Genomic DNA, 16,036 nt, shown 5'->3' on the forward strand with positions numbered 1-16,036 from the left:
TTCAAGGCGCTGCCGGCCGCTGGCCGCGGATGCCCCCAAACCGTTCCAGAAAGATCCCGGAGACAGCTGTGCAGCAAGCAGGACCCAGTGTGAAAGTCCAGCTGAAAATGCTCGACGACGGCCTCGAAGCGCCGTCCTACGCCCACCCCGGTGACGCGGGGGCGGACCTGCGTGCCCGCGTCGACGTCGAACTGGCACCGGGGCAGCGGGCCCTCGTGCCCACAGGCGTGTCCATCGCCCTGCCTTTCGGGTACGTGGCCCTGATCCACCCCCGCTCCGGTTTGGCCACCAGGCACGGCCTCACGATCGTAAATGCACCGGGTACCGTTGACGCGGGTTACCGCGGCGAAATTTCCGTCACACTGTTAAATACGGACGCGGCCGAACCCATTCGGCTCAACCGCGGGGACCGGATTGCGCAGATGGTGATCCAGCGCGTTGAAACTGCGGAGTTCGAGCCCGTTGCAGAACTTTCCGACTCGGTCCGAGGTGCCGGCGGATTTGGCTCCACCGGCGGATTCGGCACAGCAACGGCCTAGGCCGCCACACCCCGGGTTCACCTGCCCGGCAGCATAGAAGGAAAGAGGACCAGGCGATGGCATTTGGACGCCGCAGGAAAGACCGGGCGGACTCGGGTTACGTGCCCGGGGAGCAGGACACCGCAGAAGAAGCTGCCGGTGCCGCGGACGGACCGGCCCAGGGCCCGTACGACGTGGCCGACCGGCCGTCGGAAGAGGGCTACGTAGACCTGGGTGCGCTGCGCATTGCGGCCACGCAGGGCCTAGCGCTGCGCCTGGAGGTGGAGGAAAAGACCAAACGGGTAGTTGCCGTCACCCTTGACCTGGACGGATCCAGCCTCCAGCTGCAGGCCTTCGCCGCACCGAAGTCGGAGACGCTCTGGGAAGATATCCGCTCCCAGATCGTCAAGTCCGTTTCTTCCCAGGGCGGCACCGCGGACGAACTGGAGGGACGGCTGGGCACCGAACTGCTGGCCCGGGTACCGGCGCAGGCGCAGGACGGTTCCAAGGGCTACCGCGTGGCACGCTTTGTTGGGGTGGACGGTCCCCGCTGGTTCCTGCGCGGCGTCTTCGGCGGCCCTGCGGCCATGAACCCTGAGGCGGCCGGTCCGCTGGAGGACGTCTTCCGCAACGTCGTGGTGGTCCGCGGAGATGCGCCGCTGCCTCCGCGGGACCTGCTGCAGCTGAATCTGCCCCGGGACGCGTCTCCGCTGCCCAAACGCGGTGAAGAGTCAGCCAAGCCGGAACCGCCCCAGCGCGGGCCGGAAATCACCACCATTGGCTAAGCGGCCAACTCCGGCTGCAGCCGGTGCACCGGCCCGGCTCCGCATTGCCGATCTTCCGGCCCGTGGACGCGCACACAGCACCGGCTACGTAGAATCAGTCACCCTGGTTCCTGCGGATTCGGCGCCCCGGTTCACCGCGGTCGTGGCGGACCTGCAGGGCGCCTACCGGGATCCGGCTGCCGCGCAGACCCGGCGGCGCGTCCGCCTGGTCTGGATTGGGCAGCGGCGCATTCCCGGCATAGTGGCCGGAACCCAGGTAGCGTTCGAGGGTATGGTCAGCAGCGTCGCCGGCCAGCCCACCATCTTCAATCCGCGGTACGAAATCATCGGACGTCCGGAAGGCGAAATATGAGCACCAGCCCAGAACCCGAAGGCAAGGGCCGCCCCGACGGCCAGCCTTCGATGAGCGAGCTGGCCGGACAGTACGCAGCCCGGTCCGGCGTCGAACGCGGCGATGACGGGCAGATAGACGTGCTGAAATCCGTCGGCGGCGTGCGCGGACTCGCGGAGGCAATCCTCCCCGGGCTGCTCTTCACACTGATCTACACCATCACCGCCGGACTGTACCTCTCCCTTGGCGCCGCAGTGGTCGCCGCCGGTGCCTTCGCCGTGGCCAACCTGATCCAGAAGCGGCCGCTGGTCCAGTCCCTGACCGGCGTCATCGGCGTCGCAATCTGCGCCGTGTTTGCGCTGCGCAGCGGCAGCGGCACCACGTTTTTCCTCCCGGGCTTCTACCTCAACGCCGCGTACATCCTCGCCTTTACCGTCTCGGTTCTGGTCAAGTGGCCGGTTGCCGGACTGCTGTTTGGCTTCATCCGGGGCGAGAACCTGTCCTGGCGCAGTGAGCCAAAGCGCCTGCGCGCCTACTCCCTGGCCACCTGGATCATCATCTCCGTCTTCGCGCTCCGGCTCGCAGTGCAGCTTCCCCTTTACCTGGCAGACAACGTGGCGGCCCTGGGCACCATGCGGCTGGCCATGGGCGTGCCGCTGTACGCGCTTGGCCTCTGGCTGGCCTGGGTCATTTCCCGGCCGGCAACCGTCCGCGCCTCCTAGGGTAAAGGCCGGCTGCAAAGCACAGCCGGCGCAGGAACTAGGACTTAGGGGACAGCAGGGCCCGCAGCTCATCTTCGGCCGCAATGGTCGTGACGAAGAACAGCTCGTCGCCGCCTTCTATGACGTCGTCGCCGGTGAGGGTGATGGGAGCGTCGTCGCGCAGGATGGCAACCAGGGTTGAATCCTGCGGCCAGGGGACGGACCCCACGCGTGCCCCCAGCATGGGCGAGGCAGCCGGGACGGTGAACTCGACCATCGAAGCGACTCCGGTCTGCAGGGTCAGGAGCCGGACCAGGTCACCGACCTCGACTGCTTCCTCCACCAGCGCCGTCATGAGGCGGGGCGTATTGACGGCAACGTCTACGCCCCAGGAGTCGTCGAACATCCAGTCATTCTTGGGGTTGTTGACCCTGCCTACGGTCCGCGCCACTCCGAACTCTGTCTTGGCGAGCAGCGAAACCACCAGGTTCACCTTGTCATCGCCCGTTGCGGAGACCACCACGTCGGCGCTGTCCAGCCCGGCATCCTTCAGGGTGGTCAGTTCGCAGGCGTCGCCGATCAGCCACGCTGCACCGGTCAGTTCGCTCCGGCTCTCAGTTTCGGGTTTCTCGTCGATGAGGAGCACGTCATGTCCGTGGGAGAGCAGTTCGCGGGCAATCGAGGATCCGACACTGCCGGCTCCGGCAATTACTACCTTCACGGGTTCTCCTTCACTGGCGGAGCAGAAAGGATCCTGCTGATCTCCGCGGTTCGTCCTACCTGCATCATTGCGTGCAGGACGTCGCCCTGCTGGTAGCTGGTGTCTGCGCGGGGAAGCACGCCCTCACCGAAGCGGGTCAGGTACGCGATCCGCACGCCGGCGGCGGCCTCCACCTCGTGCAGCGGACGGCCCAGCCACGACGGCTCCAGCGACAGCTCGCCGAGGATGAGGCGGCCCGATGCTTCCCGGAAGTCGCCGTTGATGCTCTGTTCGGGCAGGATCCGGCGCAGCACCTGGTCTGCACTCCAGCGCACGGCGGCAACGGTGGGAATGCCCAGCCGCTGGTAGATCTCGGCGCGTCCAGGATCATAGATCCGTGCCACGACGTGGGGCACATGGAAAGTCTCGCGTGCCACCCGCGTGGAAAGGATGTTCGAGTTGTCGCCGCTGGAAACCGCGGCGAACGCGTAGGCATCCTCGATGCCGGCCTGTTCCAGGGTGGTGCGGTCGAAGCCGACGCCGGTCACCCGGGAGCCGGTGAAGGACGGCCGCAGCCGCCGGAACGCCCGCGGATCCTGGTCAATGACCGCCACGGTATGTCCGGCGTTGTCCAGGGTGTGGGCCAGCATGGCTCCCACCCTGCCGCAGCCCATGATCACGTAATGCGCCACCGTGTCCTACCTCATGTTCCTGGCGGGATTTCCCGCGTACTGCCGTATCCCGCTCCGGGCCAAAGGAAAGCATAGTCCGGTGCGCCGGTGAAATCGTGATGTGATGGTGTTTTAGCTCCAACACGGAAGTTCGAACGCACTATGACCCCCGAAACCCCGCAGGGCACACATGCTGCCGGCGATCTTGAACTGACCATCGGACCGGCCGCCCACGGCGGGCACTTCGTCGCCCGTCACGAAGGGCGCGTCGTCTTCGTCCGGCACGGCCTGCCGGGGGAGCGCGTGCGGGCCAGGCTCACGGACGCAGGGGAGAAGGCCAGGTTCTGGCGTGCCGACGTCGTCGAGGTCCTGGAACCTTCGGCGGCCCGCGTGCCGCACTTCTGGGCGCCGGCAGACGCGCTGAAGGCCGCATCCCGCGGCAGGCTTCCGGTGGGCGGAGCTGAATTCGGGCACATCGAGCTGGCCGAGCAGCGCCGGCTGAAGGCCGGTATCTTTGCCGAACAGCTGCAGCGCCTGGGCGGCGTGGACCGTGAAATTACCGTCGAAACCCCGGCGGATGAGAGCCCCGACGGGCTGGGCTGGCGAACCCGGGCCAGCTTCTCGGTAGCTGCCGGGGGACATCTGGCCATGCACCCGCACCGTTCGGAGGACCTCGTCCCGGTCCAGGAGATGCCGCTTGCCTCCGCCGCCGTCAACGCACTGAAGCTGTGGGAAGTGGACTTCACCGGCGCCGCCCGCGTCGAGGTTGCCGCACCCGCAGCAGGCGGTCCGCCGCTGGTCCTGATCATTCCCGCTGCGGGAACCCGTCCGCGGACACTGGCCCGCATCGCCTCCGAAATTGGTGCCGCCGCGGATGCGGGCGCCGGAGAGACCGTCTCGGTGGCAGCCTGGGATCCCGAAAGCCATGAGCTGACACGGCTGCGCGGCCGGACGTGGGTCCGGGAACACGCTGCCGGACACGAATACCGAGTCACCGGAGCAGGCTTCTGGCAGATCCACCGCAGTGCCCCCGGCACCCTCGTGCAGGCAGTCCTGCATGGCCTGGACATCCAGCCGGGTGAGCGCGCCGCAGACCTCTTTGCCGGTGCGGGCCTGTTCACCGCACCGCTCGCTGCTGCCGCCGGCACGGAAGGGCACGTGCTCTCCGTTGAAGGTTCGCCCGGCACCAGCCGCGATGCCCGCAAGAACCTGTTCGCACTGTCCCAGGTTGAGGTTGTCCAGGGCCGGGTGGACCGCGTGCTGCGCAACCAGGAAGGCCGCCTTGACGCAGTCCTCCTGGACCCGCCGCGGACCGGAGCCGGACGGGTGGTTGTTGACCAGATCAGTGCGGCCGCCCCGCGGACGGTCGGCTACGTGTCCTGCGACCCTGCGTCCTTCGCGCGGGACCTGGCCTGGTTCCGCGAAGCCGGCTGGGAGCTGGACGTACTGCGGGTCTTCGACCTGTACCCGCATACCCACCACATGGAGTCCTTCGCAGTCCTCAGGCGCCCCTGACACCGCCAGGAACGGTCGCCGGGCCGGTGTGTGGCGGCCCATAAGCCGGTATCCGGCGCGGTGAACGGTCCAGCGGACGAGCGTCCGGCTAGGATGGGAACAGTTGTCCGGCTCCGTGCCGAAGGGATTCCCGCCATGTGTTTGCACGGCAGGGGGACTTGCCAGTCCGGGAAATCACCCACCATTTCCCGGCCGGGCCCAACAGCTGTGCCGGTTAGGAAATCCTAACTAGCGTGCGACGGATCACTGGACAAAGATAAAACGGTGGCGAGAGGAGTCCTGTTATGAGTAATGTGGACAGCTTCGGATCCAAAGGCGTCCTTGACGTCAACGGAAACGAATACGAAATTTTCCGGCTGAATTCCGTCGAAGGCGCCCAGAGCCTTCCGTTCAGCCTCAAGGTCCTGCTGGAAAACCTGCTGCGCACCGAAGACGGTGCCAACATCACCGCGGACCACGTCCGTGCCCTGGCCAAGTGGGACGCAAACGCGGAGCCCAGCACCGAAATCCAGTTCACTCCGGCCCGCGTGATCATGCAGGACTTCACCGGCGTTCCCTGCATCGTCGACCTGGCCACCATGCGCGAAGCAGTGGCGGATCTCGGCGGCGATCCCAAGCGCGTCAACCCGCTTGCACCGGCCGAAATGGTCATTGACCACTCGGTGCAGATCGATGCCTTCGGCAACGCCGGCGCACTCGAGCGCAACATGGAAATCGAGTACCAGCGCAATGGCGAGCGTTACCAGTTCCTGCGCTGGGGCCAGACCGCATTCGATGACTTCAAGGTTGTCCCCCCGGGCATGGGCATTGTCCACCAGGTCAACATCGAGTACCTGGCCCGCACGGTTATGACCCGCGAAGTTGATGGTGTGCTGCGTGCCTACCCGGACACCTGCGTCGGCACCGACTCCCACACCACCATGGTCAACGGCCTGGGCGTGCTCGGCTGGGGCGTTGGCGGCATTGAGGCCGAGGCAGCGATGCTCGGCCAGCCCGTCTCCATGCTCATCCCGCGCGTCGTCGGCTTCAAGCTCACCGGTGAAATCCCGGCCGGCGCCACCGCCACCGACGTCGTCCTGACCATCACCGAGATGCTGCGCAAGCACGGCGTCGTCGGCAAGTTCGTGGAGTTCTACGGCGACGGCGTTGCCTCCGTGCCGCTGGCTAACCGCGCCACGATCGGCAACATGAGCCCCGAGTTCGGTTCCACCGCCGCGATCTTCCCGATTGACGACGTCACCCTGGATTACCTGCGCCTCACCGGCCGCTCCGAGGAGAACGTGGCCCTCGTCGAGGCCTACGCCAAGGAACAGGGCCTCTGGCACGATCCGTCCAACGAGGTCAAGTACTCCGAGTACCTCGAGCTGGACCTGTCCACCGTCGTTCCCTCGATTGCCGGCCCGAAGCGTCCGCAGGACCGTGTGGAGCTCACCAGCGCCAAGCAGCAGTTCCGCTCGGACCTGAAGAACTACGTCCACGAGACCGTGGAAGCGCAGAACGGCACCGTCGACGAAGCACTGGAAGAAACCTTCCCGGCCTCCGACGCCCCGTCCTTCACCGAGGGCAGCACACAGGTCAAGGACGCCGAGCACGACCTGGTCAAGGAATCCGACGCTCCCGCCGAGCGCTCGGTGAACAAGGTTCCGGTCACCATGCCGGACGGCCGCAGCTTCGAGCTGGACCACGGTGCCGTGACGATCGCTTCGATCACCTCCTGCACCAATACCTCCAACCCGTCGGTCATGATGGCCGCTGCCGTATTGGCACGCAACGCCGTCGAAAAGGGCCTCGTCGCCCAGCCGTGGGTCAAGACCTCGATTGCTCCGGGTTCCAAGGTAGTCACCGACTACTACGAGAAGTCCGGCCTGATCCCGTACCTGGAGAAGCTCGGATTCTTCGTGGTCGGCTACGGCTGCGCCACCTGCATCGGCAACTCCGGTCCGCTGGAGGACGAGATCTCCACCGCGATCAACGAAGCGGACCTGGCCGTTACCGCAGTGCTCTCGGGCAACCGCAACTTCGAAGGCCGCATCAACCCGGACGTGAAGATGAACTACCTGGCTTCCCCGCCGCTGGTAGTCGCTTACGCGCTGGCCGGCTCGATGGACTTCGACTTCGAGAATGACCCGCTGGGTCAGGACGCCGAGGGCAACGACATCTTCCTGAAGGACATCTGGCCGAACCCGGCGGAGGTCCAGGAGATCATCGACGCGTCCATCAGCCAGGAAATGTTCACGGATTCATACGCCACCATTTTCGAAGGTGACGACCGCTGGAAGTCCCTGCCCACCCCCGAAGGCGCGACCTTCGAGTGGGATTCGGAGTCCACGTACGTCCGGAAGCCCCCGTACTTCGAGGGCATGAAGGCACAGCCGGAGCCCGTCTCGGACATCGAAGGTGCCCGCGTGCTGCTCAAGCTGGGCGATTCGGTCACCACCGACCACATTTCCCCGGCCGGTTCCTTCAAGTCCGATACCCCGGCGGGCAAGTACCTGCTGGAGCACGGCGTGGCCCGGAAGGACTTCAACTCCTACGGTTCCCGCCGAGGCAACCACGAAGTAATGATCCGCGGTACCTTCGCGAACATCCGGATCAAGAACCAGCTCCTGGACGGCGTTGAAGGCGGCTTCACCCGCGACTTCACGCAGCCCGAAGGCCCGCAGAACACCGTGTACGACGCATCGGTGAACTACCAGGCTGCCGGCACCCCGCTGGTGGTCCTGGCGGGCAAGGAATACGGTTCCGGATCCTCGCGTGACTGGGCAGCCAAGGGCACCGCGCTGCTGGGCGTCAAGGCAGTCATTGCCGAGAGCTACGAGCGTATCCACCGCTCCAACCTCATTGGCATGGGCGTCCTTCCGCTGCAGTACCCGGCCGGCACCAACGCCGAGTCCCTGGGCCTGACCGGCACGGAGACCTTCTCGGTTGAAGGCGTTACCGAACTGAACAACGGCACCACCCCGAAGACCGTCAGGGTCACCGCGGTGCCGGAGAACGGCGAAGCCATCACCTTCGATGCGGTCCTGCGCATCGATACCCCGGGTGAGGCTGACTACTACCGCAACGGCGGCATCCTGCAGTACGTACTTCGCCAGATTTCGGCAAAGTAGGCCTGCACAGCCACTGAGCACGGCGCCCCGTTTCCTTTCACATGGAAGGAAACGGGGCGTTTTGCGTAAATGTTGAAACCCGGGGCGCGGGGCAGGCGTTAGAGTTAAAAGCTGTGACGGTGCGTTTGCCCGTTGCCTATGACGCAAGGGAGGCGCCCTCTTGGGACTTCTGGAAACCATCCGTGATCCGCGGGACCTCAGCAAGCTGAGCAACTCCCAGCTCTCATCCCTGGCGGAAGAGATCCGGTCTTTCCTCATCACGAATGTGTCCCAGACCGGCGGGCACCTGGGACCTAACCTGGGCGTCGTTGAACTGACCATGGGCATCCACCGGGTCTTCGATTCTCCGCGGGACAGCATCGTCTTCGACACCGGACACCAGTCATACGTGCACAAGATCCTCACCGGCCGGCAGGATTTCTCCACGCTGCGCCAGCAGGGCGGGCTCTCCGGCTACCCGTCCCGGGCCGAATCGGTGCACGACGTCGTCGAGAGCTCGCACGCCTCGTCCTCGCTTTCCTGGGCCGACGGCATTTCCCGTGCCCGGCAGCTGAGCGGTGAAGGCGACCGCTACACCGTTGTGATGGTGGGCGACGGCGCCCTGACCGGCGGCATGGCCTGGGAAGCCCTGAACAATATTGCGGCCGACCAAAAGCGGCGCGTGGTGATCGTCGTCAATGACAACGGGCGTTCCTATGCACCGACCATCGGCGGCGTGGCAGACTACCTGGCCTCGCTGCGGCCAACCATCGACGCGGTACGCACCCACCACATGTATGAGAACACCATGGACTGGTGGAAGGGCAGGCTGCAGAACGGCGGCCCGGTTGGCCGGTTCGCTTACCACAGCCTCCACGCAGCCAAGAAGGGCGTCAAGGACTGGTGGGCTCCCCAGGGCCTCTTCGAAGATCTCGGGATGAAGTACGTCGGACCGATCGACGGCCATGACCTCGGAGCGGTGGAGCAGGCGCTGGAAAAGGCCAAGAACTTTGCGGGGCCGGTGATCGTCCACGCGATCACCGAAAAGGGACATGGCTATGCCCCGGCCCGCGCCCATGAGGAAGACCAGTTCCACGCCGTCGGCATTATCGACCCGGAAACGGGCGCCCCGGTATCTGCCGGCGGAAAGCAGTCGTGGACCTCCGTGTTCGCCACCGAAATCGCTGACATCGCTGACGAGCGCAGGGACATCGTGGGCATCACGGGCGCAATGCTGATTCCGGTGGGCCTGCACCGCATGGCCGAGAAGCATCCGGAACGGGTGTTCGACGTCGGCATCGCCGAGCAGCACGCGCTCACCTCCGCGGCCGGCATGGCTTACGGCGGCCTGCACCCCGTCGTCGCACTGTATGCCACCTTCCTGAACCGGGCCTTCGACCAGCTGCTGATGGACGTAGCCCTGCACAAGGCCGGCGTGACTATCGTCCTGGACCGCGCCGGTGTCACCGGGCCGGACGGCGCCAGCCACCACGGCATGTGGGACATGTCCATGCTGCAGATCGTGCCCGGACTGCATCTTTCCGCACCGCGGGATGCCACCCGGCTCCGGGAGGAGCTCCGCGAAGCCGTCGCGATTTCCGATGCACCCAGCGTGGTGCGCTTCTCCAAGGGAACCGTAGGACCGGACGTTGGGGCCGAGAGCCGCACCGAAGACGGCGTGGACATCCTGGCCCGCCGTCCCTCCGGGGATGCCAGCAACGACGTCCTCATTGTCAGTGTTGGAGCCATGGCGGAGATGGCGCTCGAAGTTGCCGACCGTCTAGGTGACCAGGGGATCAGTTCCACCGTGGTGGATCCGCGCTGGGTCCTTCCGGTTCCGCGCTCGATTGTCCGCATGGCTGCTGAGCACCGGATCGTGATCGTCATCGAGGACGGCGTGCGGGCCGGGGGAGTTGGATCCCGGATCCGCCAGGAGATGCGCGCGGCAGGAGTGGACACCGCACTGAACGAAGTTGGCCTGCCGGTCGAATTCCTGGACCACGGTACCCGCGCCGAGGTCCTGGAGCGCGTTGGCCTCACCGCCCGGCAGGTGGCCAACGACGTCGTCGCCCAGGTGCTGGGAACGAAGGTTCCCTTCGCCCGGCCGCTGCCCGGACAACAGGCCCCTACAGGACAAATACCGAAGATCAAGTAAGCTCCGCAGGCCCGGCGGGGCAAGGAAAGCAGGTGGCGCCAATGCCGAACAACCTCCCTCCTCTCGCCATAACCGGAGCCACTGGTGCGCTTGGCGGTCTGGTGGCGCAGCTGCTGGCGGAACAGGGTGTACCCCTTCGCCTGCTGGCGCGGCACACTGCCCGGGTTCCGCAGCAGCCGGAGACGCCCACCTTCGCTGTGTCCTACGCGGACAGGGAACATGCCGAGCGTGCGCTGAGGGGAACCCAGACCCTCTTCATGGTTTCCGCGGCAGAGAACCCCTACCGCGCCCAGGACCAGCGCACGTTCGTCGACGCTGCGGTGGACGCAGGGTTAAGGCATATTGTCTACACGTCGTTCATGGGAGCCTCGAAGAATGACGTGTTCACCCTGGGCCGCGACCACTGGGACACTGAACAGTACATCCGCGAACGGGGCCTCGAGTTCACGTTCCTGCGCGATGCCTTCTACCAGGACATCCTTCCCTCCTTCGTGGGGCGCGACGGCGTGATCCGCGGCCCTGCGGGGGACGGGCGGTTCGCCCCCGTGGCACGGACCGACGTGGCCCGGGCGGCTGCCCGGATCCTTGCCGACCCCGTGCCGCATGCCCGCCGGACCTACACGCTGACCGGGCCCCAGGCCCTGTCCATGGCGGAGGTAGCCGAAATCCTCTCCCGTGTGACGGGGGAGCACATCACCTACTACGCCGAAACCCTGGACGAAGCCGTTGAATCACGACTCGCGGCGGGAGCCTCGCAGTGGCAGGCACTGGCCTGGGCCACCAGTTATGCAGCCATCGCTGCCGGGGAGATGGACCGGGTGAGTGACGACGTCGCTGACCTCACCGGTGCGGCGCCCGAGAGCCTCGAAGACTACCTGCGCAGCGAAGGCAAGAGTTTACCCTAGGGACTCTTCCCAGCCGCAGGGGCGTGTGGCTAGTGTCGGAGGTATGGAACAGGCACAATCCGGTCCCGTTACGGACTTTCTCCAGGAATGCACCATCACCGGACTTAGCGACAGCGAAGCCACCCCGGCCGCGGACCTGTACGGGATGTACATCATCTGGTGTGAACGGGGCAGGCAGGATCCTGTCTCCTCGACCATGTTCGCACGCCAGCTGCGCCAAAACGGGAACTCTCCCCGCCGCCGCAACCACGAGAGCATTTACCCCGGAATGCTTCCCACCGGGCCCATTCCCATCCAGTACATCCTTGAGACGGACAAGCCGCCTAGCCCGAACGGACCCCTGAGCGCCTTCGGGTCCTAGCCTGTCGCTGCCGGGGCAGCGCAGCGGCAATTGATACCGTGGCAGGATGACCACCTATACGAGACTTGGCAATTCCGGCCTGACGGTTTCAACTGTCGGCCTTGGCTGCAACAACCTGGGCCGATCCGGCACTGCGACCGAATCCCAGGAGGGAACGGACGCCGTCGTTCATGCCGCGATTGACGCGGGCATCACGCTGTTCGACACGGCCGACATCTACGGTGCGGAACCGGGGCTGAGCGAAATTCGGCTGGGCAAGGCCCTGGGCCCGCGCCGCGGCGACGTTGTCCTGGCTACGAAGTTCGGCATGGACATGCAGGGTGCCAACGGCCCGGATTTCGGTGCGCGCGGATCCCGCCGTTACATCGTGACCGCCGTTGAGGCGTCCCTTCGCCGCCTGGGCACGGACTGGATCGATCTCTACCAGTTCCACACTCCGGACCCGCTGACGCCCATCGATGAGACGCTGGCAGCCCTGGATGACCTGGTGACCAGCGGAAAGGTCCGCTACATCGGCCACTCCAACCGTACCGGCTGGCAGATTGCCGAGGCGGAGTTTACGGCTCGCATGAAGGGCAGCGCCCGGTTCATTTCGGCCCAGAACCACTACAACCTGCTGGACCGGCGTGCCGAGCTGGAAGTCACGCCCGCAGCCGAAGCCTACGGACTCGGCGTGCTGCCGTACTTCCCGCTGGCAAACGGGCTGCTCACCGGCAAGTACAGCTCCGGGCAGGCACCGGAAGGAAGCCGGCTGACGCACTCCCGCACCAACCTGCTGCAGAACGCCGACTTTGACCAGCTGCGCGTGTTCGGCGACTTCGCCCGTGACCGCGGCCTGACCGAGGTGCAGGTCGCGTTCTCCTGGCTGGCCTCCCGCCCTTCGGTTGCGTCCGTGATTGCCGGTGCCACCAAGCCGGAACAGGTGCAGCAGAACGCCGAGGCTGCCTCGTGGGTGCCGTCGGAGAAGGACCTTGAGGAACTGGACCGGATCTTCCCGCAGACGCCGAAGGTTGCTCTGTTCTAGGCGTTCCTTCTGGAAGGCCGCAGGAGAGCTGCTTCGGGATGCCATGCCCGGAAACCAACCAGCGCAGGCGGAGGTTGTACGGCGTTATGCCTGGTCCAGGGTTGCCTCGATCCGGGCCAGCAGAGCGGCCAAGATGTCCCGTTCCTGCAGGCTTAGCCCTGCCAGGATCCTTTCCTCGGTCGCCAGATGATCCGGCAGGGCCCGGTCGATGAGGGCGAGTCCGTCCGTCGTCAGGGCTACCCGCTTTCCCCGCCCGTCCGAGGAGTTCCTGGTACGGGAGATCAGGCCGCGTTCCTCCAGCCGGTTCAGCCGCTGCGCGATCGCGGCAGAGGTGACCATGGTGCTGGCCGTCAGCTCCGTGGGGCTCAGGGTGTAGGGGGCGCCCGACCGGCGTAACGTAGCCAGGACGTCAAAGGCGGCGGCATCCAGCCCGTGTGCGGCAAAGGTCGCCGCGAGCCGGGCGTCCAGCTTCCTTGACACCCGCGAAATCCGCCCGACGACGGACATGGGGGAGACATCAAGGTCCGGCCGTTCCGCCGCCCACTGAGCCAGGATGTGCTCTATCTGGTCCTTCATGGTTTCCAACTTATCCGTTTGGACACCAATCACGCCGTTGGTGAAACCCAGGCGAATTCGGTGAACCGAAAGCAGGCTGCCTGTTAGCGTCAATGAGTGAGCACCCAACCCGCATCAGCTGCCCCGTCTGCTTCCAGCGCCGCCTCAGCTCCCGCCGCCAACGGCATGGTCCGTGTCCGGGGCGCCGCGGAGAATAACCTCCGCAGCGTCAACGTCGACATTCCCCGCGACGCGATCGTCGCCTTCACCGGCATCTCCGGCTCGGGCAAGTCTTCGCTGGCGTTCGGCACCATCTACGCGGAGGCGCAGAAGAGGTACTTCGAATCGGTTGCCCCTTACGCCCGGCGCCTGATCTCGCAGGGCCACAATCCCAAGGTGGAGGCCATCACGGGACTGCCTCCCGCCGTCGCGCTCCAGCAGCGCCGCGGTACGGCCAGTTCGCGCTCTACGGTCGGCACGCTCACCACGCTTTCCAACTCAATGCGCATGCTCTTCTCCCGCGGCGGTACGTACCCGGCCAACGCCCAGCCCGGCAGCCTGGACTCCGATGCCTTTTCACCCAACACCGCTGCCGGTGCGTGCCGTGAGTGCTCCGGGCTCGGCGTCGCGCACACCGTCACCGAAGAGTCCCTGGTTCCCGACCCGTCCCTGACCATCCGGGAGGGCGCCATCGCAGCCTGGCCAGGCGCGTGGCAGGGCAAGAACCTGCGGGACATCCTGATCCACCTGGGCTACGACGTCGATGTGCCCTGGCGGAAGCTGCCGAAGAAGGACCGCGACTGGATCCTCTTCACCGAAGAACAGCCGGTGGTCACCATCACCCCGCAGCGCGACCGCGTCGCCAAACCGTACAAGGGCCGGTTCTGGAGCGCGCGCAGCTACGTCCTGCATACCCTCGCCGACTCCGGCAGCGCTAAGATGCGCGAGCGGGTCGTCGAGTACATGGTTTCCGGTCCCTGCCCGGTGTGCGGCGGAGCGGGCCTGCGTCCGGAGGCCCTGGCCGTCACGTTCGCGGGACGGAACATTGCCGAGCTCAACGGTGCGACGCTCGGTGAACTGGCGGAAATCATCCGGCCGACGGCGGAACTCAAGGCGGCCGGCACGGCTTCCCGTTCCGCGGCATCGAACGAGGACACCGAAGTCGCCGTCACCATCACCCGTGACCTGCTTTCCCGGCTTGAGATCCTGATTTCACTGGGCCTGGGCTACCTCAGCCTGTCCCGTGCGACGCCGACGCTCTCACCGGGGGAGATGCAGCGGCTGCGGATCGCCACACAGCTCCGGTCGGGCCTGTTTGGCGTTGTCTATGTCCTGGACGAACCGTCCGCCGGCCTGCATCCGGCAGACGCCGAACCGCTGCTGGCTGTCCTGCAGCAGCTCAAGGATGCCGGGAACTCGGTGTTCGTCGTCGAGCACAACATGGACGTGGTGCGAAGCGCCGAGTGGATCGTTGATGTGGGCCCGCAGGCCGGCGACGGCGGCGGAACCGTGCTCTACAGCGGCCCGGTGGCCGGACTCGCGGAGGTAGCCGAGAGCGCAACCCGGCCGTTCCTCTTCGGTGGGGCGGAAGAAGCCGCTCCGGCGCGGCGGCAGCCCGAGCGCTGGCTGTCCCTCAAGGGCATCTCGCGGCATAACCTTCGCGAACTCGATGCAGACATTCCGCTCGGCGTGCTGACTGCCGTCACCGGTGTGTCCGGATCCGGCAAGTCCACCCTGGTGAGCCAGGTCCTCGCCGAAGCCGTCGGTACCGAAGTCAACGGTGCGCGCCCGGAAGCCGAGGATGACGACGACGCCGAGCAGAACAGCGACTCCGGTGTGCAGATGCGGCGCATTCAGGGCCTTGAGCACCTGGACCGGCTGGTGAAGGTTGACCAGCGTCCCATTGGCCGGACGCCGCGTTCGAACCTGGCAACCTACACAGGGCTTTTCGACCACTTGCGCAGGCTCTATGCCGGAACGGATGAGTCGCGGTCCCGCGGGTACAACGCCGGACGGTTCTCCTTCAACGTGGCCGGCGGCCGCTGTGAAACCTGCCAGGGCGAGGGATTCCTCGCCGTCGAACTGCTGTTCCTCCCTGGCACCTACGGTCCCTGCCCCGACTGCCACGGCGCCCGGTACAACCAGGAGACCCTGGAGATTACTTACCGGGGCAGGTCCATCGCGGATGTCCTGGGCATGCGGGTTGAGACGGCCGCGGAGTTCCTGTCCGACGTTCCAGCGGCAGCCCGCAGCCTGAGCACACTGCTCGACGTCGGCCTCGGTTACCTGAGACTGGGCCAGCCGGCCACGGAACTCTCCGGCGGCGAAGCGCAGCGGATCAAGCTCGCCACCGAACTGCAGCGCGCCCGGCGCGGCCACACCCTCTACCTGCTGGATGAGCCGACCACCGGCCTGCACCCGCAGGACGTCCAGCTGCTACTGGCGCAGCTGAACCGGCTGGTGGATGCCGGCAATACCGTCGTGGTGGTGGAGCACTCGATGAACGTCGTCGCTTCCGCTGACTGGGTGATCGACATGGGGCCGGCCGGCGGCGACGACGGCGGACGGATCATCTGTTCCGGGACGGCTGATGAAGTGGCAGGCTGCGAGGCCTCGCGGACGGCGCCGTACCTGGCGGCTGCGCTCGAACGGCTGAGCTGAGTTGTTCCGGGTTCGGCCGGAGGGTTCGGAACGGCGGCAACGAAACTCCTTAGCTCGCAGAGCTC

The 16,036-nt window shown here is 66.1% G+C and carries 14 protein-coding genes; 11 read left to right on the forward strand and 3 right to left on the reverse strand.

The window, feature by feature from the left end:
* Window positions 1–29: 29 nt before the first annotated feature.
* Genes dut through ITX31_RS12490 form a run of 4 tightly spaced genes read left to right on the forward strand, consistent with a single transcriptional unit; the run spans window position 30 to window position 2,356 of the window.
* On the forward strand, window positions 30–539 hold the full coding sequence (dut, locus tag ITX31_RS12475; RefSeq protein ID WP_194783762.1) for a dUTP diphosphatase: 510 nt from the start codon (window positions 30–32) through the stop codon (window positions 537–539).
* Between the two features lie 56 nt (window positions 540–595).
* The gene (locus ITX31_RS12480; protein WP_194783763.1) at window positions 596–1,303 is read left to right on the forward strand and encodes a DUF3710 domain-containing protein; all 708 of its coding nucleotides are present in this window, start codon (window positions 596–598) and stop codon (window positions 1,301–1,303) included.
* Window positions 1,296–1,655 (forward strand): OB-fold nucleic acid binding domain-containing protein, encoded by a 360-nt coding sequence (locus ITX31_RS12485; protein WP_194783764.1) that lies wholly within the window; start codon window positions 1,296–1,298, stop codon window positions 1,653–1,655. The genes ITX31_RS12480 and ITX31_RS12485 overlap by 8 nt, the downstream gene beginning before the upstream one ends.
* Window positions 1,652–2,356, forward strand: coding sequence for a DUF3159 domain-containing protein (locus ITX31_RS12490; RefSeq protein WP_228529332.1), 705 nt, complete (start codon window positions 1,652–1,654; stop codon window positions 2,354–2,356). Before ITX31_RS12485 ends, ITX31_RS12490 begins: the two co-directional genes overlap by 4 nt.
* A gap of 37 nt (window positions 2,357–2,393) precedes the next feature.
* On the opposite strand, the gene ITX31_RS12495 is transcribed toward ITX31_RS12490, so the two are convergent.
* Both ITX31_RS12495 and ITX31_RS12500 read right to left on the reverse strand, forming a co-directional pair.
* Window positions 2,394–3,056: a potassium channel family protein gene (locus ITX31_RS12495; RefSeq protein WP_194783765.1), complete on the reverse strand. Its 663-nt coding sequence runs from the start codon at window positions 3,054–3,056 to the stop codon at window positions 2,394–2,396.
* Entirely contained in the window at window positions 3,053–3,727 is a 675-nt protein-coding gene (locus ITX31_RS12500) for a potassium channel family protein (RefSeq protein ID WP_194783766.1), read from the reverse strand. The genes ITX31_RS12495 and ITX31_RS12500 overlap by 4 nt, the downstream gene beginning before the upstream one ends.
* Before the next feature lie 141 nt (window positions 3,728–3,868).
* Between ITX31_RS12500 and ITX31_RS12505 the strand changes: the two genes are divergently transcribed.
* The 6 genes from ITX31_RS12505 (at window position 3,869) to ITX31_RS12530 (ending at window position 12,755) form a co-directional block, all read left to right on the forward strand.
* Window positions 3,869–5,221, forward strand: a complete 1,353-nt coding sequence (locus ITX31_RS12505; RefSeq protein ID WP_194783767.1) for a class I SAM-dependent RNA methyltransferase — start codon at window positions 3,869–3,871, stop codon at window positions 5,219–5,221.
* Between the two features lie 284 nt (window positions 5,222–5,505).
* Entirely contained in the window at window positions 5,506–8,331 is a 2,826-nt protein-coding gene (gene acnA, locus ITX31_RS12510; RefSeq protein ID WP_194783768.1) for an aconitate hydratase AcnA, read from the forward strand.
* A gap of 160 nt (window positions 8,332–8,491) precedes the next feature.
* On the forward strand, window positions 8,492–10,465 hold the full coding sequence (dxs, locus tag ITX31_RS12515) for a 1-deoxy-D-xylulose-5-phosphate synthase (protein ID WP_194783769.1): 1,974 nt from the start codon (window positions 8,492–8,494) through the stop codon (window positions 10,463–10,465).
* A gap of 41 nt (window positions 10,466–10,506) precedes the next feature.
* A complete protein-coding gene (locus ITX31_RS12520; RefSeq protein ID WP_194783770.1) occupies window positions 10,507–11,370 on the forward strand; it encodes an SDR family oxidoreductase in 864 nt (287 codons plus the stop codon).
* A 43-nt stretch (window positions 11,371–11,413) separates the two neighbouring features.
* Complete coding sequence (locus ITX31_RS12525) at window positions 11,414–11,731, forward strand: primase-like DNA-binding domain-containing protein (RefSeq protein ID WP_194783771.1); 318 nt, start codon at window positions 11,414–11,416, stop codon at window positions 11,729–11,731.
* 46 nt (window positions 11,732–11,777) lie between these two features.
* Window positions 11,778–12,755 carry an aldo/keto reductase gene (locus ITX31_RS12530; RefSeq protein ID WP_194783772.1) on the forward strand — a complete coding sequence of 326 codons (978 nt, stop codon included), beginning with the start codon at window positions 11,778–11,780 and terminating at the stop codon, window positions 12,753–12,755.
* A gap of 84 nt (window positions 12,756–12,839) precedes the next feature.
* Here the strand turns inward: ITX31_RS12530 and ITX31_RS12535 are convergent, their stop codons facing one another.
* A complete protein-coding gene (locus tag ITX31_RS12535) occupies window positions 12,840–13,331 on the reverse strand; it encodes a MarR family winged helix-turn-helix transcriptional regulator (protein WP_194783773.1) in 492 nt (163 codons plus the stop codon).
* Between the two features lie 165 nt (window positions 13,332–13,496).
* Here ITX31_RS12535 and uvrA point away from each other — a divergent pair, with 165 nt between their 5' ends.
* On the forward strand, window positions 13,497–15,971 hold the full coding sequence (gene uvrA / locus ITX31_RS12540; RefSeq protein WP_194784288.1) for an excinuclease ABC subunit UvrA: 2,475 nt from the start codon (window positions 13,497–13,499) through the stop codon (window positions 15,969–15,971).
* Window positions 15,972–16,036: the final 65 nt, after the last annotated feature.

The sequence above is a fragment of the Arthrobacter gandavensis genome (genome assembly GCF_015355785.1).
Taxonomy (GTDB): Bacteria; Actinomycetota; Actinomycetes; order Actinomycetales; family Micrococcaceae; genus Arthrobacter_B; species Arthrobacter_B gandavensis_A.

Coding starts and splice junctions, on each gene's coding strand:
- dut (WP_194783762.1), top strand. CDS start 30: ATGCCCCCAAACCGTTCCAGAAAGATCCCGGAGACAGCTGTGCAGCAA.
- ITX31_RS12480 (WP_194783763.1), top strand. CDS start 596: ATGGCATTTGGACGCCGCAGGAAAGACCGGGCGGACTCGGGTTACGTG.
- ITX31_RS12535 (WP_194783773.1), bottom strand. CDS start 13,331: ATGAAGGACCAGATAGAGCACATCCTGGCTCAGTGGGCGGCGGAACGG.
- uvrA (WP_194784288.1), top strand. CDS start 13,497: ATGGTCCGTGTCCGGGGCGCCGCGGAGAATAACCTCCGCAGCGTCAAC.
- ITX31_RS12520 (WP_194783770.1), top strand. CDS start 10,507: ATGCCGAACAACCTCCCTCCTCTCGCCATAACCGGAGCCACTGGTGCG.
- ITX31_RS12505 (WP_194783767.1), top strand. CDS start 3,869: ATGACCCCCGAAACCCCGCAGGGCACACATGCTGCCGGCGATCTTGAA.
- ITX31_RS12525 (WP_194783771.1), top strand. CDS start 11,414: ATGGAACAGGCACAATCCGGTCCCGTTACGGACTTTCTCCAGGAATGC.
- ITX31_RS12490 (WP_228529332.1), top strand. CDS start 1,652: ATGAGCACCAGCCCAGAACCCGAAGGCAAGGGCCGCCCCGACGGCCAG.
- ITX31_RS12530 (WP_194783772.1), top strand. CDS start 11,778: ATGACCACCTATACGAGACTTGGCAATTCCGGCCTGACGGTTTCAACT.
- acnA (WP_194783768.1), top strand. CDS start 5,506: ATGAGTAATGTGGACAGCTTCGGATCCAAAGGCGTCCTTGACGTCAAC.